Consider the following 26,281-nt stretch of genomic DNA (forward strand, 5'->3'; position numbering starts at 1 on the left):
TATGGAAAAACAATGGTATACCATATCGGTTTATTCAGAAAACAATATTGGACTGCTGAATAGAATATCAGGTATATTCTTAAAGCGTCACATTAATATTGAAAGCTTAAATGTTTCAAAGTCAGAAATTGAAAACGTATCCAAATTTACCATCGTCATTTTTGCTTCCGAGGAATGGACTAGAAAAATTGTAGGTCAAATTGAAAAGCAGATTGAAGTTATCAAGGCTTTTTATCATACAGACGATGAAACCATTTATCAAGAATCTGCCCTTTTTAAAATAGAATCCCATTTGTTGTTTGATGAACGACAAATTCAAAATATTATAAAAGAGAGCAATTCTCAAATTGTTACGGTAGCAAGAGACTTTTTTGTGTTGGCAAAAACGGGTCGCAGGCATGAAATTGATGAAATGCACGATGCTTTGGAGCCCTATGGAATAATGCAATTTGTTCGTTCCGGAAGAATTACGGTCAGTAAGGCGGCCATGCCAATCACAAATATCTTATCAGAATTTCAAAATAAATAAACAGCGTAAACCAAAAAATAAAATGACAAATTATTTTAATACACTATCACTACGAGATCAATTGACACAATTGGGAAAATGCAGGTTCATGGATGCCAGCGAGTTTGCAGATGGTGTAACAGCACTAAAAGGTAAAAAAATTGTAATTGTTGGTTGTGGGGCTCAAGGTCTTAACCAAGGTCTGAATATGAGGGATTCAGGATTGGATATTTCATACACTTTACGGGAAGCCGCCATAAAAGAGCAAAGACAGTCCTATAAAAATGCCAAGGAGAACAATTTTAATGTAGGGACCTATGAAGAACTGATTCCTACTGCGGATTTGGTTATCAATCTAACTCCAGACAAACAGCACACCAATGTAGTAAGTACGGTTATGCCTCTTATGAAAAAGGGCGCTACGCTTTCTTATTCGCATGGCTTCAATATTGTGGAAGAGGGGATGCAGGTTCGTGAAGACCTAACGGTAATCATGGTTGCACCAAAAAGCCCGGGTTCTGAGGTGCGTGAGGAATACAAAAGAGGTTTTGGAGTACCTACATTGATTGCGGTACACCCAGAGAATGATCCAGAAGGCAAAGGTCTAGAGCAAGCAAAAGCCTATGCTGCTGGTACAGGAGGACACAAAGCTGGAGTTTTGGAGTCTTCTTTCGTAGCTGAAGTAAAATCCGATTTAATGGGAGAGCAAACAATTCTATGTGGATTGTTGCAAACAGGATCTATACTTTCCTTTAATAAAATGTTGGAAAAAGGGATTGATGCAGGGTATGCTTCAAAATTGATTCAATACGGATGGGAAACTATTACCGAAGGATTAAAATATGGGGGAATCACCAACATGATGGATAGATTGTCCAACCCAGCCAAGATAAAGGCATTTGATTTGGCGGAAGAATTGAAAGATATTATGCGTCCGTTGTTCCAGAAACACATGGATGATATTATGAGTGGTCATTTCTCCAAAACTATGATGGAAGATTGGGCAAACGGAGACAAAAATTTATTGGATTGGAGAGCAGCTACGGGAGATACCGCTTTTGAAAAGACTCCGGCTGGAGCTGTTGAAATTTCGGAGCAAGAGTTTTATGACAATGGCGTATTGATGGTTGCCTTTGTAAAATCTGGAGTGGAGCTGGCCTATGAAACCATGACAGAGTCAGGAATCATTGGAGAATCTGCTTACTATGAGTCATTACATGAAACCCCATTGATTGCGAACACTATTGCAAGAAAGAAATTGTTTGAAATGAACCGTGTAATTTCGGATACTGCAGAATATGGTTGTTATTTATTTGATCATGCTTGCAAACCGTTATTGACCGATTTTATGAATACCGTAGATACGGATATTATTGGCAAACACTTTGGCGAAGGTAAAGGCAATGGCGTGGACAACGTAAAATTGATTGCAGTAAACAAAGCATTACGAGAACATCCTGTTGAAATTGTGGGTGCTCGATTGCGGGAATCCATGACTGCAATGAAACCCATTGTATAACGACTAAATCCCTGAGCAATCGGGGATTTTTTAATTACTCAAAACCTATTTGAACACATGAAAAAAGCAACTCTTGAAATACCTGAAGAATTTCAAATAAAAGAACAAATTCATCAACAAGAATATCTTGTTAATGGTGAATTAAAGAAATGGAATGGAAATATCACAGAAGTGTTTTCAACGATTTCATCAACAGCAGAATATGCCCCAACACTATTGGGCAGTATTCCTGATATGGGCGAACCAGAAGCCATGGATGCTTTGGATGCGGCTGTGGGTGCATATAACCAAGGTCAAGGTGTGTGGCCAACAATGAAGGTGAAAGATCGTATAGAGTGTATGGAGGCCTTTGTGAAAAAGATGGAAGCGAAGCGGGAAGAGGTTGTAAAACTGCTGATGTGGGAGATAGGTAAATCTCTACCAGATTCACAAAAGGAGTTTGACCGAACAGTAGAATACATTTACGATACCATTGAGGATTATAAACAATTGGATCGTGATTCTGCCAAGTTTCAAAAACACGATGGAGTATACGCACATATTCGCAGGGGCCCTCTAGGCGTGGTATTGTGCTTGGGACCTTACAACTATCCATTGAATGAAACATTTGCCCTCTTGATTCCGGCAATCATAATGGGAAACACTACGGTTTTTAAACCTGCAAAGCATGGTGTTTTGTTGATTACGCCACTTTTGGAAGCGTTTCAAAGTAGTTTTCCCAAAGGAGTAGTGAATATTCTTTTTGGAAGGGGTAGGGCAGTGGCAGCTCCAATTATGAAAACAGGCAAAGTTGATGTATTGGCATTGATTGGAAACAGTAAATCAGCCAATGCGTTGCAAGACCAGCATCCAAAGAGCAATAGATTACGATTGGTTTTAGGATTGGAAGCTAAAAACCCGGCAATTATTTTACCAGATGCTGATTTAGACCTTACCATAAACGAATGTTTGGCAGGTACATTATCTTTTAATGGGCAGCGTTGTACGGCCTTAAAAGTGGTTTATATACATGAGGATATCAAGGATGAGTTCTTAAAACGATTTTCTGAAAAGGTAGATGCATTAAAGTTTGGCAACCCATGGGATGATGGAGCAAAACTAACTCCATTACCTGAACCTGGAAAACCAGCATATATCCAAGAATTGTTGGATGATGCCAAGACAAAAGGAGCTAGGGTCAAGAATAAAAAAGGGGGTAAACAATCGGATAACTATATTTGGCCAGCAGTTCTGTATCCTGTTACAAAAGACATGCGGGTATACGAAGAAGAACAGTTTGGTCCTATAATCCCGATTCTTTCTTTTAAGGATATTGAAGAACCTCTGAACGATATGGCTGAGTCAAACTATGGACAGCAGGTAAGTTTGTTTGGAAAAGATGTATATACACTTTCTCCATTGATTGACACACTTGCCAATCTCGTTTGTCGAGTAAATTTGAACAGTTCTTGCCAGCGTGGGCCAGATGTATACCCATTTACAGGTAGAAAAGACTCAGCGCAATCCACACTAAGTGTGCACGATGCATTACGTTCTTTTTCAGTACGTACGTTTGTGGCCTTTAAGGATAATGAGTTGAACAATGAAACTATTGAGCAACTATTGGAAGCCAAAGTGAGCAACTTTTTAAGTACGGATTATATTTTATAATCCGTATTAGTGTTGGGATTTAATATTTGTACAGTTGTGCACGTACTCCGTAATGTTCTTTTAGGGCAATAGCATTGGCAAGTCCTTGGAGGTAGTATGTAAAACTACCATCCCAAATGGTTTTAGTACCTAATTCTTCATATTCGGGAATGCTTTTGATATGAAATTTTGCGGCTTCAATGTCGCCCAAAATTAATAGTACTGCCGAAAGATTGGCATTAAGTACATTTTGTATGGTCGAATCTGTGGTTCTGGTCAGTTTATCGGTCCAATAATCCCTTGCGTATTCCAAATCAGGTTTAATCTCGTTTAGCTGCTTTCTTTTCTTTTTGCTCAATGCTGAAAGGGAGTTGATGCTCTTTTTTGCTATTTCACTTGCATCGTTCAAAGCTTCATAATCTTTACTTTTAACTCCGAACATGGCGCTATAAGCATTTACTTGTTGAACCAAATAGTGTTCTTTTAAAATGCGCCCGGCTTCTTGGATAAAATACTCCAAAATGTCGGCCTCGTATTTTTTTATTCTTTTTTCCAACAATTTTCTTTTTTTCTCGGGCTTTTTAGTCATTTTGTATTTTAACTTGAAAGAAGGGTTAAATACCAAATGCCTTAGACGTAGTTTGTTTGTCAATCCATCTTTATCATCAATATAATACCGGATTTCCTTGTCAAGAAGTACTTCATCTTGAGCCGTCTTTACCAACAATCTGGCTGCAACGTTGATTTCTCCCATAATACTCTCTGGGTTGGAATAGTCCACATCCAATTGTACATGTTCCATTTTAAAGGTATCCGTACTTAGCTCAACATAAAAGTCAGGGTCGGTTTTCACCCATAGAAAGGGTCGGGAATTTAATAGGTACTGTTTACTCCATTTTGCAATGGTATCCTTCGCGGCTTGTCTTCTAAGTCTTGCGCGTTCTTCCAAATCCATTTCACCCATTTGCATGGCCCAATTGATATCGTCCCAAAAATCCATGGGATCTAATTTGGTATTCACTGTTGCAGAAAAGGTGCGGAGGGTTTCATCCAAAGGGGTAGAGGGTGAAATTTCGTATGTCCATGCCACCGGGTCTTTGGTAAGCTTTATTTTTTTTTGCCCTATACAGAACAGGGGTAAAACACAGAGAAGAAATAGTTTTTTCATAATTTAAAGGGTTAAGTTAAAAAGGGGTTGATTTGGAAATAAAAAATTTTACCAATTGAGATTTTTGGGTTTTTAGAATTGATATGATAGGAATCATTACTACTTAAATTTTAGGACGTGGTGCTTCCAATAGATATATTCAGAATTATGTGAAAGAACAGAAGGCCCCAGGAAACTAGTTCCCGAAGCCTTATCTGAATTGAAAAAAACACTGAACAAACTCAAACTAACTAAACTTTTCATTTAAATTTTTATAGCGTAGGTGTATATCCTGCATAGTAAACAGCAATCAAAAGAATACAGGTAGCTAAAATCAATAGGATTAATGTTGCCATAAGGGCCTTGAAAATATTTGAGGTTTTCATAATTTCTTCTTAGAGGTTTACTTATATTTTATAAAGAAGGCATACTATTTTATAGCATCCGACTACAAATTTATAGGCATTGCAAGCGCTTTTTGGACTCAGATATATGGATTAGGCTTTCCAGTTGACAAATGCCCAATCCGGATAGATTTAGATAAAATAGCGTAGGATAAAAACTACATTATAGTTTCAAGTAATTGAAATTCAATGATTTATTTATGAGTTGTTTTAATCTGGAATAAAAAATATTCAGTATCCTACTGTATAACAATAAATAAAAACCTAAATAGTGTTTTATTGGATTTGGTTCCAAAAATGCTTGGAAAAACAAAAGGAGCCTGAAGGCCCCTTTATTGCTAATTCAATAGAGAACGATATGTTCTATTCAAGTTCGGCAACTGGTTTTCCAGTACCGTAATTCACATTTACAATCTTGGTCTCTCCATTTTTTACGGTAATTACCTGACTTGCTGTTCCTGGGGTAAAGGGTTCTTCAACTATGTTTACATCAAGTGTGTAACCAGAACCTCTATCTACTACGATAAAATCATTAGCATTTCCTCCCCAGGTCACTTCCCCAGTTCGTTCATCGGTATCAAAATCCACTAGGTCAAGCACAGCTCCCGAGCCTGGAAGTCCATCCAAAGTTGTGAGAGTAACATCGTAAATAGTATTATACCCCTTACCAACAAAAATATTGGCAATACCGGTGATTTCACCATCCGAATTCACAAGGACATCCGCGGTAGTTTGTTCATGGGTAGGCTCAATAATAATAATCTTAGGGGGAGTATAAGATGCTTGTTCTGGTCTTGCAACATCAATATCAGTATTGCCAAAAAAGTTATCATTATCAAACAGCAAACCATTATTAGCTGTGATCAAGGCATCTGGAAGCTTGCGAGAAGGTTGAATCAAATCATCGCCACCTATAGAACCATCAGAATTAAACCAGGTTACCCTAAACCTGTCATCAACAGTTGTTACTCCAAGATCAACTTCATACTCATAAGAAATTTCAGGCAATACTACATAGGGTGTAGAAATGTTTGAATTATCCAAGTTATATGTATAGATAGACTCCCAATCTGTGATGGCCAACGTTGCATCAGTCCCCTGTGCCGGAGCAGGAGCTACTATAATGGTTGGTATATTGATGTACACTGAATCACCATCATCTACTATCCTAAATGCATCTACACTACCAGACCTTGTCAGGGTACCTGTTGAATTGCCTCCACCCGAGATAATTATATTAAAACCAGTGACAACATATTCGGTTATTAGTTCGGCGGGTACAGGACCATAAAAAATATTTATGTTAGGATCTAAATCCACAGTGCTAGCAACCAGCGATCCATCCGCTTCAGCATTGATTCGTGCAAAATCATAAGTATCTCGTACTCCGTTCTCATCCAATATTTCCACAAAAATATAAAGTTGCTCATTAACGCCATATGTAGCTGCAGGCTGAGCTGTGTAGGTCACAGACTCAAACGTCCAGTCCATCCATGCTTCTATCATAGCTGGGTCTCCCGTGGGTATATCCTGTGCACTTAAAGTAATTAGAGGTGTGACCTGATATCCTGATCCTCTGGAAGCTCTGAACCATGTTCCTTCTACGAGTTGTACAGGAAATTCATCAATAGTCGCCACGCCACTTCCTATACTGAGCAAATCCTCCGGATATCGATCAGTGTTTAAACTAAGGTTAAATCCTCTTCCTGGCTCCGGGGGAGTAGGAAAGGTAGCTGTAACTCCTGGTACTTTGGGAGTAGTGGCAGCAGCAATATCAGGCCCAAAGACAGCTGCCTGTGTACCTACCTGGGCACCTACATCTTGTCCATTGATACTGGAAAATGCCAAGGTCTGATTGGCCTCAATCAAAGGGAACAAAAGTTCTATAGTTGTACCGTTCTCTTGGGCAGGGACCTGCATGGTGTAGTCACCAGTATTGGGGTCAACATTGGCAGAACCGATATCTCCTTCCGTTAATGAGAAAGAACCAGTAATATAGAACGAGTCAGTATCGTTGGATCCATTGAAACTATTATTGGTATGTTCAAACATGCCGTTGAAATTGTCCAAATTGGCACGGATGGTAATGTCTTGTGGTACTTCTGGAGTATTGTTGGTCAAATCGGTCTCTATTTCAACTTTTCCTTCGATGGTCGCTGTTTGGGTGCCATTCAATTCCAACAACTCAATTCTTGATGCCTCGGTCTGTTCCAAAGCTATAATGGAACCATTGATCCATTCATAATGGACACCTTCTTGAGGAGAACCAAAATCTACCAAGTAAGATGCGTTAAGGTAATTATCCGATGTTATGGCCACATTGTACCCTCCCAGGTCAATATCCACAAAAACAGCATTGCCATTAGTATCTGTAGTCACTGCGGCTATACTGCCGCCATTTTGGTTGGTAAGCATAACATCTACATCAACAACTGGAACGTCATCTGAGAAAAGGTTTATAGTATAGGTGAGGTTGGCAGCTGCCGCCAATGCAGCGGCATTTTCGGCTGAAAGTTCTTCTTCTGCGAGTTGTTCTGCGGCTTTCTCATCAGCTTCTCGTTGCGCAATTTGGTCACTGCGCTCGGCTTGATCGACCAACAGTTGTTCTGCTTCAAACTCATCTTTACATGAGGTAATCAAAACCCCACAGACGAGTACTAGGCCTAAGACGAAAAAACAGGTTTTGTTTTTTGTCCGTATATTTTTTCTTGTTGTCATGATAATTTTTTTAAAAACTACTTTTTAGAATACACAAAAGGAGCCCGAAGGCCCCTTTCATTTATATGTGAATAAGCAACCATTGTTCTTAATCAACGTCAGATACAGTATCTCCCGTACCGTAGTTAATATTTACAATCTTGGTCTCACCATTTTTTAAACTAATGAAAGTTGGGGCAGAAAAGAATTCTCTGCTAATGTTCACATCCTCAGTATAACCAGAACCTGACTCTACCACGATAACATCATTACCACCCCAAGTCACTTCTCCAGTTTCACTAGTAGTAGCAAAATTTATCAAGTCAAGTACAGCACCTGCACCGGGCAGACCGTTTTGTGTAACCAAGGTGACATCGTATTCCGAAGTATAACCGGAGCCTACAATAATATTGAATAAGCCTGTGATTTCGCCATCGTTGTTGACATCTACATCTGCTGTGGTTTGTTCGTGGATAGGTTCAACTATGATCACATTTGGTTCCGAGTATGAATAACCAGTCAGTCCTTTATCTACAGTAGCGATTGCAAAAACATTAGCGCTAAACAAATCATCATTAAAGACGAGGTCGCCATTGGAAACCATTAAACCATCAGTTAAAGGATCTTGAGGGGCTGAAAGGTCCTGAAAACCATCTGCATCTAATGTGACAAGCGTCACCGAAGTACTTTCATTGAAAGCTCCAATTGCGTTTTCAAGCTCAAAAGATACATCAGGAAGTACAACATATCCTTGTGTTACTCCGGAGTTGTCCAAATCAAATGTATACTGGAATGCCATTTCTGAAATCTCAAGAGAAGGCCTAGTAGTCGGGCTACCCTGATTTCCAACGGTTATTGTCGGAACTGAAGTGTATCCATGACCAGCATTAGTCAATTCAAAGCCCGTAATTGAACCATTTATTCCAATGTTATTAACGTTTAACACGCCCGCCTGGCTATTCGCTATGTCCTGGGTAATTGTAATGCCAACTACTTCTTTAGATGTGTTGAAAGGAATATCAATATCAGTATACGATACTGGTGTAAGAGTTCCCGCATTATTGGCTTGCCTAGATAGACCTGTAGGAAAATCTTCAGTGGTTGCATCACTGTAGACAACTCTGACAACAAATTCGACACTTTCGAACGCAGCAAAATTCCCTCCACTTATTAAATCAAAAGAGTTAAGTGCCCAAGACATATTGGCCACTATCTCTGCCGTATCTCCCAATCCATCAGTAATTTCAGGATCTGAGACTGTAATTAGTGGTGATAACTGGAAGTCATCTGATCCCGGGTTACCTCTAAATTGAATATCATCTAAATCGTTTTCAAGTGGAAAGTTGTCTATAACACCGGTTGATAGTGTTCGTGGTAATGTGGTAAAGTTACCTACAGTAAACCCTCTTCCCGGAGCTTCAGGTTCTGGGAACTGGGCAACCACTCCTTCAATAGTAGGGGTGGTGGTAGCTGTAATATCTGGGCCAAAAACAGCTGCCTGTGTACCTACTTGTACACCTACATCTTGTCCGTCTACACTTGAGAACCCTAGTGTTTGGTCTGCTTCTACAAGGGGTATTAGTAAATCAATAACAGTACCATCTTCTTGAGCGGGAACTTGCATAGAATATTCACCAGTATTGGCATCAACAACTGCGGAACCGATATCTCCTTCTGTTAAGGAATATGAGTTGAAGATATAAAAATCACCTCCATTGTTGTTTCCATTAGCACTATTTATAGTATGCTCAAAAAGACCACCGAAATTGTCCAAATTGGCACGGATGGTGACCTCTTGTGGTACCTCTGGGGTATCATTGGTAAGGTCAGTTTCTATTTCTACCGTTCCTGTAATGGTAGCGGTTTGCATACCATTAAGTTCCAACAACTCAATTTTTGAAGCCTCGGACTGCTCCAAAGCTACGATTGAGCCATTTATCCACTCGTAATGGACGCCGTCTTGAGGGGAACCAAAATCTACAAGATATGAAGAATCAAGGTAGTCATTGGATACTATGGACACGTTGTATCCACCTAAATCGATATCTACAAAAGCAGCATTACCGTTTGCATCTGTAACAATTGAAGTTGTGCCGCCGCCATTTTGGTTGGTAAGCGTTACGGCTACATCAGCTGCTGGAACGTTATCTGAGTGAAGGCTTATGGTATAGGTAACATTGGCGGCTGCTGTTAATGCAGCGGCATTTTCGGCTGAAAGGGCTTCTTCCGCTGCTTCATCTGCCGCTTCTGCTGCGGCTTCATCTGCTGCAATTCGGTCACTGCGTTCTTGTTGCCTGAGCAATAGTTCTTCTTCTGCGAAGTTATCGGCACATGAAGTGATGAGCACACCACAAGCGAGTACCATGCCTATGATGGAAAAATAGTTTTTGTTTCTTTTCATTGTATTATGGTTTTTAAATGTATTCGACAATAGATGTATTGGATTAAAATAATTGTGTTTGTATTTCTTGTTCATAGCTAAAAATTTAAAATGGTGTAGGTAAAGCTTATCCCGAAACGATTGGTTCGTATTACCTCGATATTTTCGGGCTGACCTATGGTGATATTATTCAGGTCGGTAAAACCGCGGTCGTAGATAAATTCCACTGAAAATGTTTCGCCGTTTGTCAGGTTAAAATCGATGCCAAGACCGAAATGTGCGCCAAGATTAATCGACTTGTAGTCGGCTCCGACTTCTTCCCAATCGTTGGATAGGATGATTCGTGAACCATCGTCGAACACCATGTACTGATCCCGGTTTTCACGGCCCCTGAAAATGTAGTTCAGGTTACCCCCGACGATAAGACGTGGCTGCACTGCAGCGCCATTAAGCTCCGGCAAGGAAAACCTTGCTGAAAGCCGACCCGCTACCGAATGGAAAAAGACCTGACGGTTCAGGTATTCCAATTGTGTGAGTATACCTGCTTGCGTGGTATTGGCAGGCTCAGGCAACTCCCTGTTAAGGTCAGTACGGCCGCCACCGAAAACATCGTAACCTAAATCTAATTGTACCTGCATATAGGGCAAGGCCTCATAACGACCAAAAGCACCGATATTGCCGGTGATCACGGTTCCGGGTTGTGCAAATTGACTAAAACTGCCTCCGACTCGGGCACCCACTATAATGGAGCCATCGGAATTTGTTGCTTCATCCGTATCCTGAGCGATTCCCTTTAAAGGGAATATCAAAAAACACAGGACCGATGTAATAAAGAGTATATGCTTCATAATAATTATTGGATTTGAAGGCTTTGGTTAAAAATTTTTGATTTTTTCATGTTTATATGGTGTTGCTATTTAATTAAGATGTATCATAGGTTTTTCCTTTCATTTGCAAATTGGTTTAAGGGTTATTATTGTGTATGTTATTTGCCGGGCCATTTATGATAGTTCTAAACATTGTAATTCAATATTTAGGTACGGGTAAGGCCCAAGGGTAGGAAGGTTTGATTTTTGAGATTGACTTGACATTCTAATTTTGGTTTAAACGTGGTGGCTCACACGTCATAATCGGTTTCAAAAATAGAAATGGAGGTAGCCGTCTGGGGATGTCAATTGACGGATGTGGAGTTTCAGTTGATGTAGTGTAAAACTGAACTGATTTGGTATTTTTTTACTCCTATTTATTGTCTAGAATAGAACATCAGATAGTATGGATATTTCGCTCAGTATGGGATATAGAGATTATTGGAGGGGAGGTAAAAGGAATATAAATAAAAAGCTCCGTGAATTTCACGGAGCCCTCTTTGGATAGTTTGGTTATTTATGTTTTGAGAGTCCTTTCGACCACGTTCAAAATGGGCATCTGAATATCTCGACTGCACTCGATATGACAGTGGCGGCTCTTTACTGTATTAGAGGTTTTGGGCCAGCCAATCGCCAACCTCACTTGTTTTGTACGCTTTTCCACCATCGGCTAAATCTTCGGTAACAATACCTTCGGCCAAAGATTTGTTTACAATCGATCTAATGGCTTCAGCTTCTTCTGTAAGGTTAAAATCTTCAAACAGCATAGCTGCAGATAATACAGTAGCCAAGGGGTTGGCAATATCCTTGCCCGCTGCTTGTGGGTAAGAACCATGAATTGGCTCGTACAGTTTTGTCTTTTCACCCAAGGAGGAAGAGGGCATTAATCCCATAGACCCGGAAATCACAGAAGCCTCATCGGTTAAAATATCCCCAAACAAATTAGCGGTTATCATAACATCATATGCTTTGGGCCATTGCACCAAACGCATGGCTACTGCGTCTACAAATTCATAGGAAACTTCTACTTCTGGATAATCTTTTTCCATGGCTTGGACGGTTTCTCTCCATAAGCGAGAAGCTTCCAGTACGTTGGCCTTATCCACACAGCAAAGTTTTTTACTACGCTTCATGGCCATTTCAAAACCCTTTTTTGCCAATCGCTGAATTTCGGCGCGAGAATAGGTCATTGTATCAAAAGCGGTATTTCCATTATCTTTTCTACCTCTCACACCAAAATATACGCCTCCAGTCAATTCTCGCAGAATAATGAGGTCAGTACCTTCAATCCGTTCTCTTTTTAATGGGGATTTGTCTATCAAAGAAGGAAAAGTAAATGTTGGGCGTACATTGGCAAACAACCCCAATTTTTTTCGCATTTTAAGTAACCCTTGCTCAGGACGTACCTTTGCCGATGGATCATTGTCAAAACGGGGATGTCCAATTGCTCCAAACAGAACGGCGTCCGCATTGGCACAAATTTCATGGGTTTCATCTGGATACGGCTCACCAACGGCATCAATGGCCGCGGCCCCTGTCAATGCCGGTGTCCAATTGATTTCATGGTTAAATTTTGCAGCAATCGCATTTGATACTTTTACAGCTTGATCTATTACTTCTGGACCAATTCCATCTCCTGCCAGAAGGGCAATGTTTAATTTCATATTTTGGGTATTCAGTTGTTTATTATTAGTTGTCGATTATCAGAGTTCAGATGACTGATTATTGTAACCTGAATTCTGAACTCTGTTTAAATTAGGTTGAGCATTTTTTCCGTTGCTTTTATAGCAGATACCGTTTGATCGGAATCTAATCCTCTAGTAGTAAAATCATTTTCTTTGGTTTGCCAGGTGATAAATGTTTCGCAAAGTGCATCCGAAGTACTTCCCGGAGGAATTCTTACTGCGTAGTCCACCAATTTGGGCAATTCCATTTTTTCTTTCTGATATACTTTTTTAAGGGCATTGATAAAAGCGTCAAATTGCCCGTCTCCTTGTGCATGTTCTTCATACAGCTTACCGTCAATCTCTATAGAAAGAGTAGTGGAAGGTTTTAGACCTTTTGAATGGGTGAGTACATATGATTTTACAAATATGCGTTGTTGATGTAATTCACTATCCAAAACATCAGAAATAATAAAGGGAAGATCTTCTTTGGTAACGCGTTCCTTTTTATCTCCAAGTTCAATAATGCGCTCTGTTACTTTTTTGAGCTCATCATCATTCAGGGTCAATCCTAACTCCTGAAGATTTTTCTGAATATTGGCTTTTCCTGATGTTTTTCCTAAAGCATATTTCCGCTTTCTACCAAAACGCTCAGGCAATAAATCATTAAAGTAAAGGTTTTTTTTGCTATCTCCATCTGCATGTATACCAGCAGTTTGCGTAAAAACATTATCTCCTACAATTGGTTTATTGTCAGGAATGCCAAAACCGGTAAAAGCAGACACTAATTTACTGACTTTGTAAAGTGAAGATTCTTTGACACCTATTGAAATTTCGGGCATAAAATCATTGATCACGGCAACCACACTGGCCAAAGGCGCATTCCCTGCACGCTCACCCATTCCGTTGACTGTTAGGTGCAATCCGTGACATCCAGCTTTTAATGCTTCCATAACGTTTGCAACACTAAGATCATAATCGTTATGGCCATGAAAATCAAAATGTGTATTGGGGTATTTTGCAATAATTTGACCTAGAAAGTCTGAAGTCTCATCATGGGTTAAAACTCCCAAGGTATCCGGTAAAAGGATTCTTTTTATGGGTTGGGCAGTTAGAAAATCAAGAAATTGAAAGACATATTCTGGAGAATTTCGCATTCCGTTGCTCCAGTCCTCCAAATATACGTTGGTTTCGATACCCAGAACTTCAGCTTTGGAAACGACTATTTCAATATCTTTGAAATGTTGTTCAGGTGTCTTTTTTAGTTGATGGGTAAGATGGTTTAACGAGCCTTTTGTAAGCAAGTTTTGAACCTTGGCACCACTTTCTTGCATCCAATTTAAGGAGACACCCTTGTCTACAAAGGTCAGTACTTCCACCTTGGAAAGATACCCTTCTGTTGCGGCCCAATCCGTAATGTTCTTGACTGCAGTGAACTCTCCGTCCGATACACGCGCCGAAGCCACCTCTATGCGGTCTACTTTAAGCTCTTCCAATAGCAGTTTTGCCAGCGTAAGCTTTTCTGATGAAGAGAAGGACACACCTGAAGTTTGTTCACCATCCCTTAGGGTGGTATCCATAATCTCAACAGTACGTTTTTCCATTTTAAATGTAGTAATCTTCTATAATGACTTAAAGTGGGGTATCCTGGGCAAACACCTCAATGTCTTTTTTGATGTTCAACAGATAGTCGATATCATCAAAGCCATTCAGCATGTTTTCTTTCTTATAATCATTGATGGCAAAGCCTTCACTTTCTCCTGTTTCTAAAATTGTGATGGTTTGCTCTGGAAGGCTGATTTCTAATTCAGCATTTGGATTTGCCTCGATGGCCTTGAAGATTTTGTCCAAAAATTCAGGACTTACCTGAACTGGAAGAACCCCGATATTTAAGCAATTATTTCTGAAGATATCTGCAAAAAAACTGGATACAACACATCTGAAGCCATAATCATACACCGCCCATGCTGCATGTTCCCTTGAAGAACCAGAACCAAAGTTTTTACCCCCCACTAATATTTTCCCACTATAAATGGGGTTGTTCAACACAAAATGTTCTTTAGGTGTATTATCTGGATTGTAGCGCCAGTCTCTAAAAAGATTATCTCCAAACCCTTTTCGCTCTGTTGCTTTTAAAAATCGGGCTGGGATTATCTGATCAGTATCCACATTTTCTATCGGAAGTGGTACCGCGGAGCTTTTTAGTATATTGAATTTATCGTAAGCCATTTTTATCAGTTTTAAGTTATCAGCTATCAGTTTTCTGAATCCTGAAACAGATTTTGTTATATTGTTATGCAGTCTGCAATTCCATTAATTCTCGCGGATCAGTTACTTTTCCGGTTACCGCCGCCGCCGCCGCAACCAATGGACTTGCCAAAAGTGTGCGCGAGCCAGGGCCCTGTCTTCCTTCAAAATTTCTGTTTGATGTGCTTACCGCGTATTTTCCTGCTGGAATTTTATCGTCATTCATTGCCAAACATGCGGAACACCCGGGTTCTCTTAATTCAAAACCTGCAGTATTTAAAATATCCAGAATACCTTCCCTTCTAATAGCTTCTTCAACACGATGCGAACCTGGAACCAACCATGCAGTTACATTGTCAGCCTTTTTTCTTCCTTTAATAATAGAGGCAAATGCTCTAAAATCTTCAATTCTTCCGTTGGTACAACTTCCTAAGAAGACAAAGTCAATAGGTTTTCCAATCATGGCCTCACCCTCATTAAAGGCCATGTATTGAAGTGATTTTTTATAAGTTGCATTTCCGCCCTCAACAGCATCTGCCGAAGGGATACCATTCTGAATTCCGATGCCCATTCCAGGGTTTGTGCCATAGGTGATCATCGGTTCTATTTCGTTTGCGGTGAAAGTGATTTCCTTATCAAAAACGGCATTTTCATCAGAATAAAGTGTTTGCCAGTATTTCATAGCCTTATCCCATGTGGCACCTTTAGGTGTGTATTCCCTTCCTTTGATATAATCAAAGGTCTTTTCATCTGGAGCAATCATTCCACCACGAGCACCCATTTCAATGCTTAGGTTGCAAACGGTCATACGGCCTTCCATCGACATATTTCTAAAAACTTCTCCAGCGTATTCCACAAAATAACCTGTAGCACCAGAAGTGGTTAGTTTGGAAATTATAAACAGCGCCACGTCTTTTGGCGTTACGCCTATATTTAAATCACCATCAATAGAAATACGCAAACTTTTGGCCTTGGGCTGCATAATGCACTGTGTGGACAACACCATCTCAACCTCACTAGTTCCAATACCAAAAGCAATGGCACCAAAAGCACCATGTGTAGATGTATGTGAATCTCCACAGACAATTGTTGCGCCAGGAACTGTAATCCCGTTTTCGGGCCCAATAACATGAACAATTCCATTTTTCTCATGTCCAAGCCCCCAATATGGAATATTGTGTGCTTTAGAGTTTTCCTCCAAGGCTTTTAACTGGTTTGCCGACAACTTGTCTTTTACTGGCAAGTGTTGATTCCGCGTTGGGGTGTTATGATCGGCAGTGGCAAAAGTGCGTTCCGGGTATAAAACTTTGATATTTCTATTTTTTAACCCAAGAAAAGCCACTGGGCTCGTTACCTCGTGCACTAAATGCCTATCAATAAATAGCACATCGGGGCCATTTTCAATGTGTTTTACCACATGAGAGTCCCAAACCTTGTCAAATAGTGTTTTACTCATCGTTACAATCAATAATTTATAAGCTTGTAAAATTAGAATATGTATAAAAAACTGTTTTCATTTTGATGTGAAAATTACGATGTTCAAGGTTGATTTTTTACATAATAGTGCAAAAGACTTTTAAGATTCATTGTTTTAAAACAAAATCTGATGCAAATGTTATCAGCTTATATGCACTTTGCAGATAGTAAAATCAGAAAAATTTAGACACATTGGAAATAGCCGATAAAAATTTACCTTTTAAAGTGTGAATCTGATATTTTTTAAGTATTGATTTTGAGTATTTTACACATAAACCCCTGAATTTTAACAAGTTTCGTTTTATTTTAACATTGCTGTAACGTTGTGGAAACTCTGAGCGTTCTACTTTAGAGGCACACCTAAGCAGTTTATTCATCAATCAAAAACCTAAACTGAACATCAACAAATCAAAAACAATTAACTCATGAAGACAAACTACTCGGTCATTTCGACCATGATTTTAATCGCAATTTTTTGTATTACCAACATTACTTCAGCCCAACTTGACTTTTTACCACGTGGCAGCCAGATGGCAAAAATTGGGCAACGAATAGGAAATACTGATGTAACCATTATTTATTCCCGACCTAGTGTCAATGATCGGGAAATATGGGGCGCACTTGTTCCCTATGGAATGAACAATCTGGGATTTGGAACAGCCAAAGAATCTCCATGGAGAGCTGGTGCTAATGAGAATACCATTTTTAAGACGACACATGACCTAACCATTGGGGGAAAAACCCTACCGGCAGGCAAGTACGGTTTGCATATGATTGTCAATGAAGATAATTCCGCAACAATAATTTTTTCTAAAAACCATGGGGCATGGGGAAGTTATTTTTATGAGCCAAGCGAGGATGCTTTGCGCGTAGATGTTGAAACCATGGAAGTTTCGCATGTAGAGCAGCTTACATTTAATTTTAATGAGGTTGATGCCAAGTCTGCTGTTGTGGCACTAAGTTGGGAGAAAAAACAAATTCCATTTAAGATAGAAACGGATGTTACGGCAAATGTTTTGGCTGAAGTTCGGCAACAATTGCAGACCAATCCTGGATTTAATCGACCAAGTTGGGAGCAAGCTGCCAATTTCGCCCTCAATAATGATGGGGATTTGGATGAAGCTTTAGGTTGGGTAGATGCCGCAATCGCAGGTCAGTTTTTTAGTCAGAAAACTTTCAATAATCTTCGGATTAAGTCACAGATTATGGCCAAGAAAGGGAAAACCGTAGAAGCTGAGGCATTGATGAAGGAAGCTTTACCATTGGGTACGGTTTTTCAAGTACATGGATATGGTAGACAACTTATAGGTCAAGGAAAAACTGCAGAAGCATTGGAGATTTTCAAATGGAACGTAAAGAATAACAAAGATACATGGCCAGTTCACTATGGATTGGCGAGAGGGTATTCAGCAATAGGAGATAACAAATCAACATTGAAGCATTTAAAAATAGCTCTTGAAAACGCTCCAGCACAAGCTAACAGGGATAGGGTAGCGGCAAATATTGCCAAGGCTGAAAAAGGAGAATCAATCAACTAAACCATATTTTTTGAAGATTCCAGCAAGAAATGCTCGGCCTTGGTCGAGCATTTTAGCTTATATAATTCCAGATTGATGATTGTTTCATCATTTTTGTGTATGCTATACGAATGGATTTATTTTCTTCCTTTTCCATTTTTGGATCTTCTTTCAATAACTGTATTGCATAATACCTAGCTGTTTTTAGGATTTGATTATCCTTTACAATGTCAGCAATTTTTAAGTTTAGCAGTCCGCTTTGTTGCGTACCCATTAAATCCCCTGGGCCACGTAATTTTAAATCTACTTCAGCAATATCAAAACCATCATTGGTCCGGACCATGGTCAGCAAACGTGTTTTGGCATCTTCAGACAATTTATGACTTGTCATTAGAATACAAAAACTCTGTTCCGCACCTCTACCCACACGACCGCGCAACTGATGCAATTGCGAAAGTCCAAATCGTTCAGCGCTTTCAATGATCATTACAGAAGCATTTGGAACATTGACCCCAACTTCAATTACGGTAGTTGCCACCATAATTTGAGTTTCGCCTTTTACAAAGCGTTCCATTTCATAATCCTTGTCCTTGGGTTTCATTTTTCCATGAACAATGGAAATTTGATAATCGGGTAGTGGAAAATCTCTAGAAATACTTTCATATCCATCCATTAAATCCTTGTAATCCAGTGCTTCAGATTCTTTTATTAATGGATAGACCATATAGATTTGTCTTCCTTTTTTTATTTCATCTTTTATGAATTGAAAGACTTTTAATCTATTGCTATCAAATCGATGTACTGTTTTAATAGGTTTACGTCCGGGAGGGAGTTCATCAATTACCGAAATGTCCAAATCCCCATACAAACTCATAGCCAAGGTTCGTGGAATTGGAGTAGCTGTCATGACCAAAATATGGGGAGGCACCTCGTTTTTATGCCATAATTTTGAGCGCTGTGCCACTCCAAACCTATGTTGCTCATCTATGATTGCCAAACCAAGGTTATTGAATTGCACCTTATCTTCCAAAACAGCATGAGTACCAACCAAAATATGCAATTCCCCATTTTCCAATTGCTCATGAATATGTGTACGAGCAGACTTTTTTGTAGAGCCGGTCAATAAAGAAATAGTTATTTCCATTTCACCCAGTAATTCCTTTAGCCCGGTATAATGTTGGTTAGCCAAAATTTCTGTGGGCGCCATCAAACAGGTTTGAAAACCATTGTCTATAGCCAAAATCATGCACATTAGGGCCACAATTGTCTTTCCTGAGCCTACATCACCCTGTAGCAATCTATTCATTTGGGCATTACTGCCCATATCGTTTCTAATTTCCTTGATTACCTTCTTTTGGGCATTGGTCAATTCAAACGGAAGATGATTTTTGAAGAAAACATTGAATTTTTCACCTACGTTTTCAAATGGAAGCCCTTTTATTTTTTGTTTACGGATTAGCTTTTTTGAAATAAGCTGTAATTGAACATAGAAAAGCTCTTCAAATTTTAATCTAAATTGGGCTTTTGCCAATAGCTCTTGGTTTTTGGGAAAATGGATATTAAACAGTGCCTCACTCTTTGGAATCAGTTTTAATTCATCCAGAATAGTGGAAGATAGCGATTCTGGAAATTGACCTTTTGATTCCAAAAACAATTGCTGCATCATTTTACCAATGACACGATTGGTAATGCCTTTGGCACTTAACTTTTCTGTTGAAGGATAAATTGGTTGCATGGCAACTTTTAAACCTTTTTGGTGTTCCGACAGCAATTCCATTTCAGGATGCGGCATGGAAAAAATGCTTCCATAGCGGGTAGTTTTCCCAAATACCACATAAGGTTCGTTGAGTTTAAGGTTTTCCCGAATCCATTTGTGCCCACGGAACCATACCAATTCCATTTGTCCTGTTTCATCAACAAAACTGGCAACCAAACGTTTTCCACGTTTTTGTTCCACGGTTTTAATATGCACTATTTTACCAACTACTTGAACATCTGCGCCACTGGGTTTTAGTTGATTGATTTTATAATAACTTGTTTTGTCCAGATATCTGTTGGGAAACAAATGAAGTAAGTCACGGTAGGTTTGAATGCCCAATTCTGCACCCAAGGTTTCTGCCCTGTTTGGACCAACACCCTTAAGGTATGGAATGGGAGTTTGTAGAAAATTGGGATTCATCAAACTAAAATATGTAATTTGGATTGACTTTTGCTATTTACAAATGATGAAGCTATACCCCATTGTTCTTTTTTTTCTGTTTGGACATATCTTATGCTCCCAAATTCAAGATAAAGTAGATTTTACAAATGCGGAAGTTTATATTGAACCATTTCCAAAGGAAAATCAGATTAAAGGTACCGTTAGATATGGGTTTCAGGTTTTAAATGATGTGGACTCAATCTTTTTGGATGCGGTGAATATGGATTTTTCATCAGTTTTATTGGACTTGAAAAAGGTGAAATTCGCAAATGATGGAAAAGTGATTTCCATAGACAAGAAATTCAAAAAAGGAGATACACATTTTTTGGATTTGACCTATACAGCGAAACCAAAACAAACAGTATATTTTTTAGGATGGGATGATGACGATCCGTCAAACAATCAAATATGGACCCAGGGACAGGGAAAATACACAAGCCATTGGCTGCCCAGCTTTGATGACATGAATGAGAAGGTTGAATTCGATTTAAAAATTACAGCAGAAAGACATTTGGCTGTAATTTCGAATGGAAGACTTATAAGTAGAGATGAAATCAAGGATGATAAGTTTGAGTGGCGCTTTGACATGAGAAAGCCCATGAGCAGTTATTTGTTGAGTTTTGCAGTTGGAAGCTTTCAAAAAAAAGAGATTAGTTCCCTCTCTGGAATACCGATTGAATTGTATTATGAACCGAAGGACAGTTTAAAAGTTGAACCAACTTATAGATATACCAAGAAAATTTTTGATTTTCTGGAAAAGGAAATTGGCGTTCCCTATCCTTGGCAGAACTATAAGCAAGTTCCTGTGCAGGATTTTTTATACGCTGGAATGGAAAATACTGGGGCTACTACCTTTTCCAATACATATATGATAGACTCCATAGCTTTTGCTGATAAAAACTATGTAAATGTAAATGCACATGAACTGGCGCATCAATGGTTTGGGAATCTAGTGACGGAACAAAGTGGGAAGCATCATTGGTTGCATGAAGGTTTTGCAACCTATTATGCCTATTTGGCAGAGCGAGAGGTTTTTGGAGAGGACTATTTTTATTGGCGGTTATTAGAAACGGCCAAGTCACTAGTTAATTTTTCTGGTGATGGAAATGGAGAAGCCCTTACGAGTTCCAGTGCTGGCAGTCTTACGTTCTATGAAAAGGGGGCATGGGCATTGGTAATGCTTAGAGAACGGGTAGGAGATGTTAATTTTCGTGAAGGGGTACAGAATTATTTGGCGAAATACGCATATCAAAATGTAACCATATCAGATTTTATGTGGGAAATGGAGAAAGCATCTGGAATGGAGCTTTCAGATTTTGATACTACTTGGTTACAAGAATCTGAGTTTCCATTTGAAACGGTCAAGGAATTTTTAATTGGGAAGAATGCTTCTATCAAAACATATTTTGAGTTTAAAGATCGTATTGGAGAAAATTTAACTTCAGCGGAAGCCATTCTAAAAAATGATTGGAATAAACTGGAATCTGATTACTTAAAAAAACAACTGGTTTTGGATTACGGAAATGCTTTTTCAGTAGACTTTTTAAGTCAAATACTTAAAAATGAAAGTATAAAAGTAAGGCAGGCGGTTGCATTTTCATTACAGCAAATACCTTTGGAAATTCAATCAGACTATGAAAAGCTATTAGTGGATAAGAGTTATACTACAGTAGAGTCGGCTCTCTATAGGTTATGGACAGATTTTCCCAGTAATCAGAACAAATACTTGAACAAAACCTCTGGGGTTATTGGAATGCCCAATAAAAATGTGCGCTTACTTTGGCTGACATTGGCACTGGTTAGTCCAGATTATAATATTGGATTAAAGCCAACATATTTTGAAGAACTGAGCAGTTACACGGGTTTGGAACATCATTTTGAGGTGAGGCTTCTGGCATTTCAATATTTGAAAAGTATAGGGGGATTTAACGATTCAACCCTTAAAAGCCTGATTGAAGCATGTAGCCATCATGTTTGGCATTTTAAAAAATCTTCCAGAAAAATTTTAAAAGAATTTTTAAAAGGTGAAGAAAATGTAGCCCGAATTAAAGATATTTATCCTTCTTTAAATCAACAGGAAAAACAATATTTAGATAAAGCATTGGGTAAATGAGAGCATTGGTTATTTCTGGAGGTGGGAGCAAAGGTGCCTTTGCAGGCGGAGTTGCCCAGTTTTTAATACAAGAGGCCAATCACAAATACGATTTGTTCGTTGGGACTTCCACGGGAAGTTTGCTGATATCCCATTTGGCATTGAACAAGTTGGATAAAATTAAGCGGATATACTCTTCCGTAAATCAAAAAAGTATTTTTAATAGCTGTCCTTTCGTTGTCAAAAAGAAACATGGAATTGACATAATTGCAATTAACCATTGGAATGTTGTAAAGAATTTTATCAAAGGGAAAAAAACCTTTGGTGAAAGTGAAAACTTGAGGCACCTAATTCGTGAGTCAATAACTCAAAATGAGTTCAATGAGTTAAAACAGGGTTTGACCGATGTTGTAGTCACGGTATCCAATTTATCGCTAAATCAAGTGGAGTATAAATCGATAAATGATTGTACGTATGATGAATTTTGCGATTGGATATGGATCTCATCCAATTACGCCCCATTTATGAGTCTTGTAAAAAAAAATGGATGCGAATATGCTGATGGCGGATTGGGAAGTTTGGTTCCTATTGAGGAGGCCTTAAAACGAGGTGCTACGGAAGTGGATGTGGTCGTTTTGCATACCGAAGTAAACTATCTGAATCGTATGCATTCCAGAAATCCGTTTGAATTGATGACAACCATCTTCAGTTTTGTGTTGGATCGCATAGAAAACCAAAATGTGCGTATAGGCAAACTGGTGGCCAATCAAAAAGATGCAATTATAAATTTCTACTATACCCCGGCAGTTTTAACCACAAATTCTCTAATTTTTAATAAGGAGCGAATGACCTTATGGTGGAAAAGAGGGTATTTGTACGCAAAGAATAAGAACGAGGAAACGAGTCCTATAGATCCAGATCACCAAGATAGGTGATTACCATAAATCTCCTACTTCTTTCTTTACAAATGCCAGAGCAGTTGCTGAAGGGGATTGTTTTTCCATGGTCTGGTTTAAAATGTCTTCTCTAAGTTTATCAGGTGAGTCCGTTTCGCTCATTCCCGCGGAACGAATAATCTGGATAGTAGCATTTTTTGCCGCTTTAATAATGTTCCAACATTCTTCAGACATATAGATTTGTTGGGACAGGTTATGGTCAAATTCAGTTTCTACCTGTTTTATCAGCAAGTTTTCGTAGTCAGTTTTGTCCTTGCTTTTAGGAGCTACGCGAACTACCAAACTATTTATCGAGATACGTTCCAAGAACAAGACCATTCTTTCATATGCCTGGAGCCTAATAGGCAAGGTGTCTTTTTGTGAATCTTTATGCAATAAGAAACGTCTGCGTCCGTCCTCATTTTTGGTATGTAACCTAAAGAAATAAAAAGCAACAGCGCCTGTAACTACTGCGGGCAATAAGTAAGCAAAAAGTTGAAAGATGTTATCTCCAGTCATGATATAGTTTGGTTTTTGATTTTATAAAAACTAAAACGAACTAAAACATTAAAAAGTATTGGAGATGAATTTCTATGATTTAGTTGGTTTTCACACTTTCCTTTGCCTTGGTATAAAACCCCTTATAATCTGGACTAAAACTTATGGCGATACCTTCCTTAAAATTTCCATCCTTTGCAGAGATGCCCACACTGCTGCTAGGGATACCCAAAGTAACTACCAATTCTTTGGTAACGGTTGCAGCTTGATCGTAGGTAACTCCAAATTCACCTGTCATGTTAAGACCCTCCACCTCTGCCTTAAGGTTGGGGCTTGCTAACAACACTTTTGCTATTTGAGTAAGCCAACTTTTGCCTTCTTCTGTGAGTTCAGTCCCAGTGTCAGACCCAAATAAGGTGGTCAAACCCTTTGAGAGCACTACTGCGCCATCTGATATATTAGGATTTGCATTTTCACCCATGGTCTGTTTTATTCGCGTTAGCAAAACAATGGAAGTAGAGTCACTGGAAGCTATCATGTCCGAAATTCCACTAAGTTGTTTTTCCTTTCGGCTCAAGGCTGCCAAGGTAGCATTCACATTTTCACTGTTCTTTTTTGAAAGTTCTGAGAAGCTGCTCAAATTTTGCAGTAACGTGGCATTGGCATCGCGCAAACTTGCATTTTCACTTTCAAACGTTTCAGCGGTGGCTTTGCTGGATGAAATTTCGCGTTTGGCTTTGGCCAATTCCTGTTCAACACCACTTTTCTCAGTTTTCAAGTCCTCAATTTGGGCCAAGAGCTCACTTTTTTTTTGTGAAAAGCCTATAGTGGTTAAAATCAAAAAACCTAGGGTAGGTAATAGTTTTTTCATATGTAAGTAATATTTGGTTTTAAATGTATTATTATATCAAAATTAGGGTGTTTTTTCCACATTGGTTTTTCCACCTAGAAAATTGCAATCATAAAATTCCTGTACCGATGTAAAAGGGACTTTTGTTTTTTTGTATTTATAAACGGTTTCCAAATCACTACTTAAATAGTCATCATCTACATTTACCTGGATATCATTCATGGTAAACTGGCAAGGATGTTCATAACCTGCAGCATGGGTAATCTCTAAAAACTCTTTTCTAAAGGTTTTAAAATATTGTGACAACCTATCGGATTTCAAGGGAACGTTTATCCCATTTTGCAACCATTTGCTTTGTGTGGCCACACCGGCGGGGCATCTATTGGTGTGGCATATTTGGGCTTGAATACAGCCAATACTCATCATAGCTTCCCTAGCCACATTTATACAATCAATCCCCATAGCAAAAGCCATGGCTGCCTTAGCTGGAAAACCCAATTTCCCACTTCCAATAAAAACGATACGGTCTGCTAAATCTTTTTCTTTAAAAATTTTATAGACTGATGCAAATCCATAGACCCAAGGCAATGAAACGTGATCTGCAAAACTTGGTGGGGCTGCTCCAGTTCCTCCTTCACCACCATCAACGGTAATAAAGTCTGGTCCTTTCCCAGATTTTTTCATTAAATCTGCCAATTCTTCCCATTGGTCCAATTTCCCAATGGCCGCTTTGATTCCCACGGGCAACCCAGTTTCGTCTGCAATAGATTCTATTAAATCTAAAAGCTCAGGAATGGAGCTGAATGCTCTATGCGTAGCAGGGGAGAGGACGTCTTTTCCAACGGCGACCCCGCGTATTTTCGCAATTTCGGGACTGATTTTGGCACCAGGCAGAACACCTCCCTTTCCAGGTTTTGCACCTTGGGATAGTTTTATTTCAATGGCTTTGATACATGGATTCTCATCGACCAGAATCTTCATTTTTTCCATGGAGAAATTGCCTTCTCTAGACCGAACGCCAAAATAACCTGTTCCAAAATGGAAAATTACATCGCCTCCTTGTTTGTGGTATGGAGATAAACCTCCTTCTCCCGTATTATGGTATGCTTGACTTTTTTTTACCCCTGTATTCATGGCTTCAACAGCTGCTGCTGATAACGAACCAAAACTCATTGCTGAAATATTGATTACCGAGGCAGGGCGATATGGTTTTTTACGTTTGTTATAGGCTCCAATAACTTTGGCACAGGGTAAAAAATAAGGATTTTCAATATTTGGATGACCACTGGGCATTTGATACCCAATCATGGCATTTTTCACGAAAATATGTTGATGTGCATATATGTCTCTGTCCGTACCAAACCCTTCGTAATTATTTTCTTTTTTAGCGGAAGCGTAAATCCAACCGCGTTCAATCCTATTGAAAGGAAGTTCCTCCCTATTGTTTGCCACAAAGTACTGTCGCATTTCCGGCCCTATACTTTCCAGCCAATATCTAAGGTGTCCAACAAGAGGGAAATTGTGGTTAATGGTGTGTTTCTTTTGAAGAAACACATCCCACACCACAACCAATAAAAGTGCGATGAGAATCCAACTCCACCATGGAATATTCGCTAAAAAATCAAGAAATTGCTCCATAAATTACTTTCAAT

18 protein-coding genes are annotated in these 26,281 nt (G+C 39.1%); 6 read left to right on the forward strand and 12 right to left on the reverse strand.

What is annotated here, in order from left to right:
* The first annotated feature begins 1 nt into the window (after nucleotide 1).
* The 3 genes from ilvN to AAY42_RS03115 are packed head-to-tail and all read left to right on the forward strand — an operon-like array spanning nucleotide 2 to nucleotide 3,677.
* Nucleotides 2–529 (forward strand): acetolactate synthase small subunit, encoded by a 528-nt coding sequence (ilvN, locus tag AAY42_RS03105; protein WP_055392539.1) that lies wholly within the window; start codon nucleotides 2–4, stop codon nucleotides 527–529.
* 22 nt (nucleotides 530–551) lie between these two features.
* A complete protein-coding gene (ilvC, locus tag AAY42_RS03110; RefSeq protein WP_055392540.1) occupies nucleotides 552–2,027 on the forward strand; it encodes a ketol-acid reductoisomerase in 1,476 nt (491 codons plus the stop codon).
* Nucleotides 2,028–2,084: 57 nt separating this feature from the next.
* Nucleotides 2,085–3,677 carry an NADP-dependent glyceraldehyde-3-phosphate dehydrogenase gene (locus AAY42_RS03115; RefSeq protein ID WP_055392541.1) on the forward strand — a complete coding sequence of 531 codons (1,593 nt, stop codon included), beginning with the start codon at nucleotides 2,085–2,087 and terminating at the stop codon, nucleotides 3,675–3,677.
* A 19-nt stretch (nucleotides 3,678–3,696) separates the two neighbouring features.
* On the opposite strand, the gene AAY42_RS03120 is transcribed toward AAY42_RS03115, so the two are convergent.
* The 8 genes from AAY42_RS03120 to leuC form a co-directional block, all read right to left on the reverse strand.
* Entirely contained in the window at nucleotides 3,697–4,824 is a 1,128-nt protein-coding gene (locus AAY42_RS03120) for a hypothetical protein (RefSeq protein WP_055392542.1), read from the reverse strand.
* A 746-nt stretch (nucleotides 4,825–5,570) separates the two neighbouring features.
* Nucleotides 5,571–7,925: a hypothetical protein gene (locus tag AAY42_RS03125; RefSeq protein ID WP_055392543.1), complete on the reverse strand. Its 2,355-nt coding sequence runs from the start codon at nucleotides 7,923–7,925 to the stop codon at nucleotides 5,571–5,573.
* 88 nt (nucleotides 7,926–8,013) lie between these two features.
* A complete protein-coding gene (locus tag AAY42_RS03130; RefSeq protein ID WP_139063631.1) occupies nucleotides 8,014–10,305 on the reverse strand; it encodes a carboxypeptidase-like regulatory domain-containing protein in 2,292 nt (763 codons plus the stop codon).
* 77 nt (nucleotides 10,306–10,382) lie between these two features.
* Nucleotides 10,383–11,132 carry an outer membrane beta-barrel protein gene (locus tag AAY42_RS03135; RefSeq protein ID WP_055392545.1) on the reverse strand — a complete coding sequence of 250 codons (750 nt, stop codon included), beginning with the start codon at nucleotides 11,130–11,132 and terminating at the stop codon, nucleotides 10,383–10,385.
* Between the two features lie 626 nt (nucleotides 11,133–11,758).
* Nucleotides 11,759–12,814: a 3-isopropylmalate dehydrogenase gene (leuB, locus tag AAY42_RS03140; protein WP_055392546.1), complete on the reverse strand. Its 1,056-nt coding sequence runs from the start codon at nucleotides 12,812–12,814 to the stop codon at nucleotides 11,759–11,761.
* 86 nt (nucleotides 12,815–12,900) lie between these two features.
* The gene (locus AAY42_RS03145; protein ID WP_055392547.1) at nucleotides 12,901–14,418 is read right to left on the reverse strand and encodes an alpha-isopropylmalate synthase regulatory domain-containing protein; all 1,518 of its coding nucleotides are present in this window, start codon (nucleotides 14,416–14,418) and stop codon (nucleotides 12,901–12,903) included.
* Between the two features lie 28 nt (nucleotides 14,419–14,446).
* Complete coding sequence (gene leuD, locus AAY42_RS03150; RefSeq protein WP_055392548.1) at nucleotides 14,447–15,043, reverse strand: 3-isopropylmalate dehydratase small subunit; 597 nt, start codon at nucleotides 15,041–15,043, stop codon at nucleotides 14,447–14,449.
* A gap of 64 nt (nucleotides 15,044–15,107) precedes the next feature.
* Complete coding sequence (gene leuC, locus AAY42_RS03155) at nucleotides 15,108–16,517, reverse strand: 3-isopropylmalate dehydratase large subunit (RefSeq protein ID WP_055392549.1); 1,410 nt, start codon at nucleotides 16,515–16,517, stop codon at nucleotides 15,108–15,110.
* Between the two features lie 445 nt (nucleotides 16,518–16,962).
* On the opposite strand from leuC, the gene AAY42_RS03160 reads away from it, so the two are divergent.
* Nucleotides 16,963–18,075, forward strand: coding sequence for a DUF2911 domain-containing protein (locus AAY42_RS03160; protein ID WP_055392550.1), 1,113 nt, complete (start codon nucleotides 16,963–16,965; stop codon nucleotides 18,073–18,075).
* Between the two features lie 52 nt (nucleotides 18,076–18,127).
* Here the strand turns inward: AAY42_RS03160 and recG are convergent, their stop codons facing one another.
* Nucleotides 18,128–20,233, reverse strand: a complete 2,106-nt coding sequence (gene recG / locus AAY42_RS03165) for an ATP-dependent DNA helicase RecG (RefSeq protein ID WP_055392551.1) — start codon at nucleotides 20,231–20,233, stop codon at nucleotides 18,128–18,130.
* 43 nt (nucleotides 20,234–20,276) lie between these two features.
* Between recG and AAY42_RS03170 the strand changes: the two genes are divergently transcribed.
* Both AAY42_RS03170 and AAY42_RS03175 read left to right on the forward strand, forming a co-directional pair.
* Complete coding sequence (locus AAY42_RS03170) at nucleotides 20,277–22,367, forward strand: M1 family metallopeptidase (protein ID WP_245625581.1); 2,091 nt, start codon at nucleotides 20,277–20,279, stop codon at nucleotides 22,365–22,367.
* A complete protein-coding gene (locus AAY42_RS03175; RefSeq protein ID WP_055392552.1) occupies nucleotides 22,364–23,281 on the forward strand; it encodes a patatin-like phospholipase family protein in 918 nt (305 codons plus the stop codon). The genes AAY42_RS03170 and AAY42_RS03175 overlap by 4 nt, the downstream gene beginning before the upstream one ends.
* Here the strand turns inward: AAY42_RS03175 and AAY42_RS03180 are convergent, their stop codons facing one another.
* The 3 genes from AAY42_RS03180 to AAY42_RS03190 all read right to left on the reverse strand — a co-directional run bounded on the left by AAY42_RS03180 (nucleotide 23,282) and on the right by AAY42_RS03190 (nucleotide 26,267).
* Complete coding sequence (locus tag AAY42_RS03180; protein ID WP_055392553.1) at nucleotides 23,282–23,800, reverse strand: DUF7935 family protein; 519 nt, start codon at nucleotides 23,798–23,800, stop codon at nucleotides 23,282–23,284.
* A 79-nt stretch (nucleotides 23,801–23,879) separates the two neighbouring features.
* A complete protein-coding gene (locus AAY42_RS03185) occupies nucleotides 23,880–24,650 on the reverse strand; it encodes a hypothetical protein (RefSeq protein WP_055392554.1) in 771 nt (256 codons plus the stop codon).
* A 42-nt stretch (nucleotides 24,651–24,692) separates the two neighbouring features.
* On the reverse strand, nucleotides 24,693–26,267 hold the full coding sequence (locus AAY42_RS03190) for an FMN-binding glutamate synthase family protein (protein WP_055392555.1): 1,575 nt from the start codon (nucleotides 26,265–26,267) through the stop codon (nucleotides 24,693–24,695).
* Nucleotides 26,268–26,281: the final 14 nt, after the last annotated feature.

Origin of the sequence: Flagellimonas eckloniae (genome assembly GCF_001413955.1) — a bacterium.
GTDB classification, from domain to species: domain Bacteria; phylum Bacteroidota; class Bacteroidia; order Flavobacteriales; family Flavobacteriaceae; genus Flagellimonas; species Flagellimonas eckloniae.

Bases quoted from the DNA above. Each gene is read 5' to 3' on its own strand.
- ilvN (WP_055392539.1), top strand. From the start codon at position 2: ATGGAAAAACAATGGTATACCATATCGGTTTATTCAGAAAACAATATT.
- ilvC (WP_055392540.1), top strand. From the start codon at position 552: ATGACAAATTATTTTAATACACTATCACTACGAGATCAATTGACACAA.
- AAY42_RS03115 (WP_055392541.1), top strand. From the start codon at position 2,085: ATGAAAAAAGCAACTCTTGAAATACCTGAAGAATTTCAAATAAAAGAA.
- AAY42_RS03120 (WP_055392542.1), bottom strand. From the start codon at position 4,824: ATGAAAAAACTATTTCTTCTCTGTGTTTTACCCCTGTTCTGTATAGGG.
- AAY42_RS03125 (WP_055392543.1), bottom strand. From the start codon at position 7,925: ATGACAACAAGAAAAAATATACGGACAAAAAACAAAACCTGTTTTTTC.
- AAY42_RS03130 (WP_139063631.1), bottom strand. From the start codon at position 10,305: ATGAAAAGAAACAAAAACTATTTTTCCATCATAGGCATGGTACTCGCT.
- AAY42_RS03135 (WP_055392545.1), bottom strand. From the start codon at position 11,132: ATGAAGCATATACTCTTTATTACATCGGTCCTGTGTTTTTTGATATTC.
- leuB (WP_055392546.1), bottom strand. From the start codon at position 12,814: ATGAAATTAAACATTGCCCTTCTGGCAGGAGATGGAATTGGTCCAGAA.
- AAY42_RS03145 (WP_055392547.1), bottom strand. From the start codon at position 14,418: ATGGAAAAACGTACTGTTGAGATTATGGATACCACCCTAAGGGATGGT.
- leuD (WP_055392548.1), bottom strand. From the start codon at position 15,043: ATGGCTTACGATAAATTCAATATACTAAAAAGCTCCGCGGTACCACTT.
- leuC (WP_055392549.1), bottom strand. From the start codon at position 16,517: ATGAGTAAAACACTATTTGACAAGGTTTGGGACTCTCATGTGGTAAAA.
- AAY42_RS03160 (WP_055392550.1), top strand. From the start codon at position 16,963: ATGAAGACAAACTACTCGGTCATTTCGACCATGATTTTAATCGCAATT.
- recG (WP_055392551.1), bottom strand. From the start codon at position 20,233: ATGAATCCCAATTTTCTACAAACTCCCATTCCATACCTTAAGGGTGTT.
- AAY42_RS03170 (WP_245625581.1), top strand. From the start codon at position 20,277: ATGATGAAGCTATACCCCATTGTTCTTTTTTTTCTGTTTGGACATATC.
- AAY42_RS03175 (WP_055392552.1), top strand. From the start codon at position 22,364: ATGAGAGCATTGGTTATTTCTGGAGGTGGGAGCAAAGGTGCCTTTGCA.
- AAY42_RS03180 (WP_055392553.1), bottom strand. From the start codon at position 23,800: ATGACTGGAGATAACATCTTTCAACTTTTTGCTTACTTATTGCCCGCA.
- AAY42_RS03185 (WP_055392554.1), bottom strand. From the start codon at position 24,650: ATGAAAAAACTATTACCTACCCTAGGTTTTTTGATTTTAACCACTATA.
- AAY42_RS03190 (WP_055392555.1), bottom strand. From the start codon at position 26,267: ATGGAGCAATTTCTTGATTTTTTAGCGAATATTCCATGGTGGAGTTGG.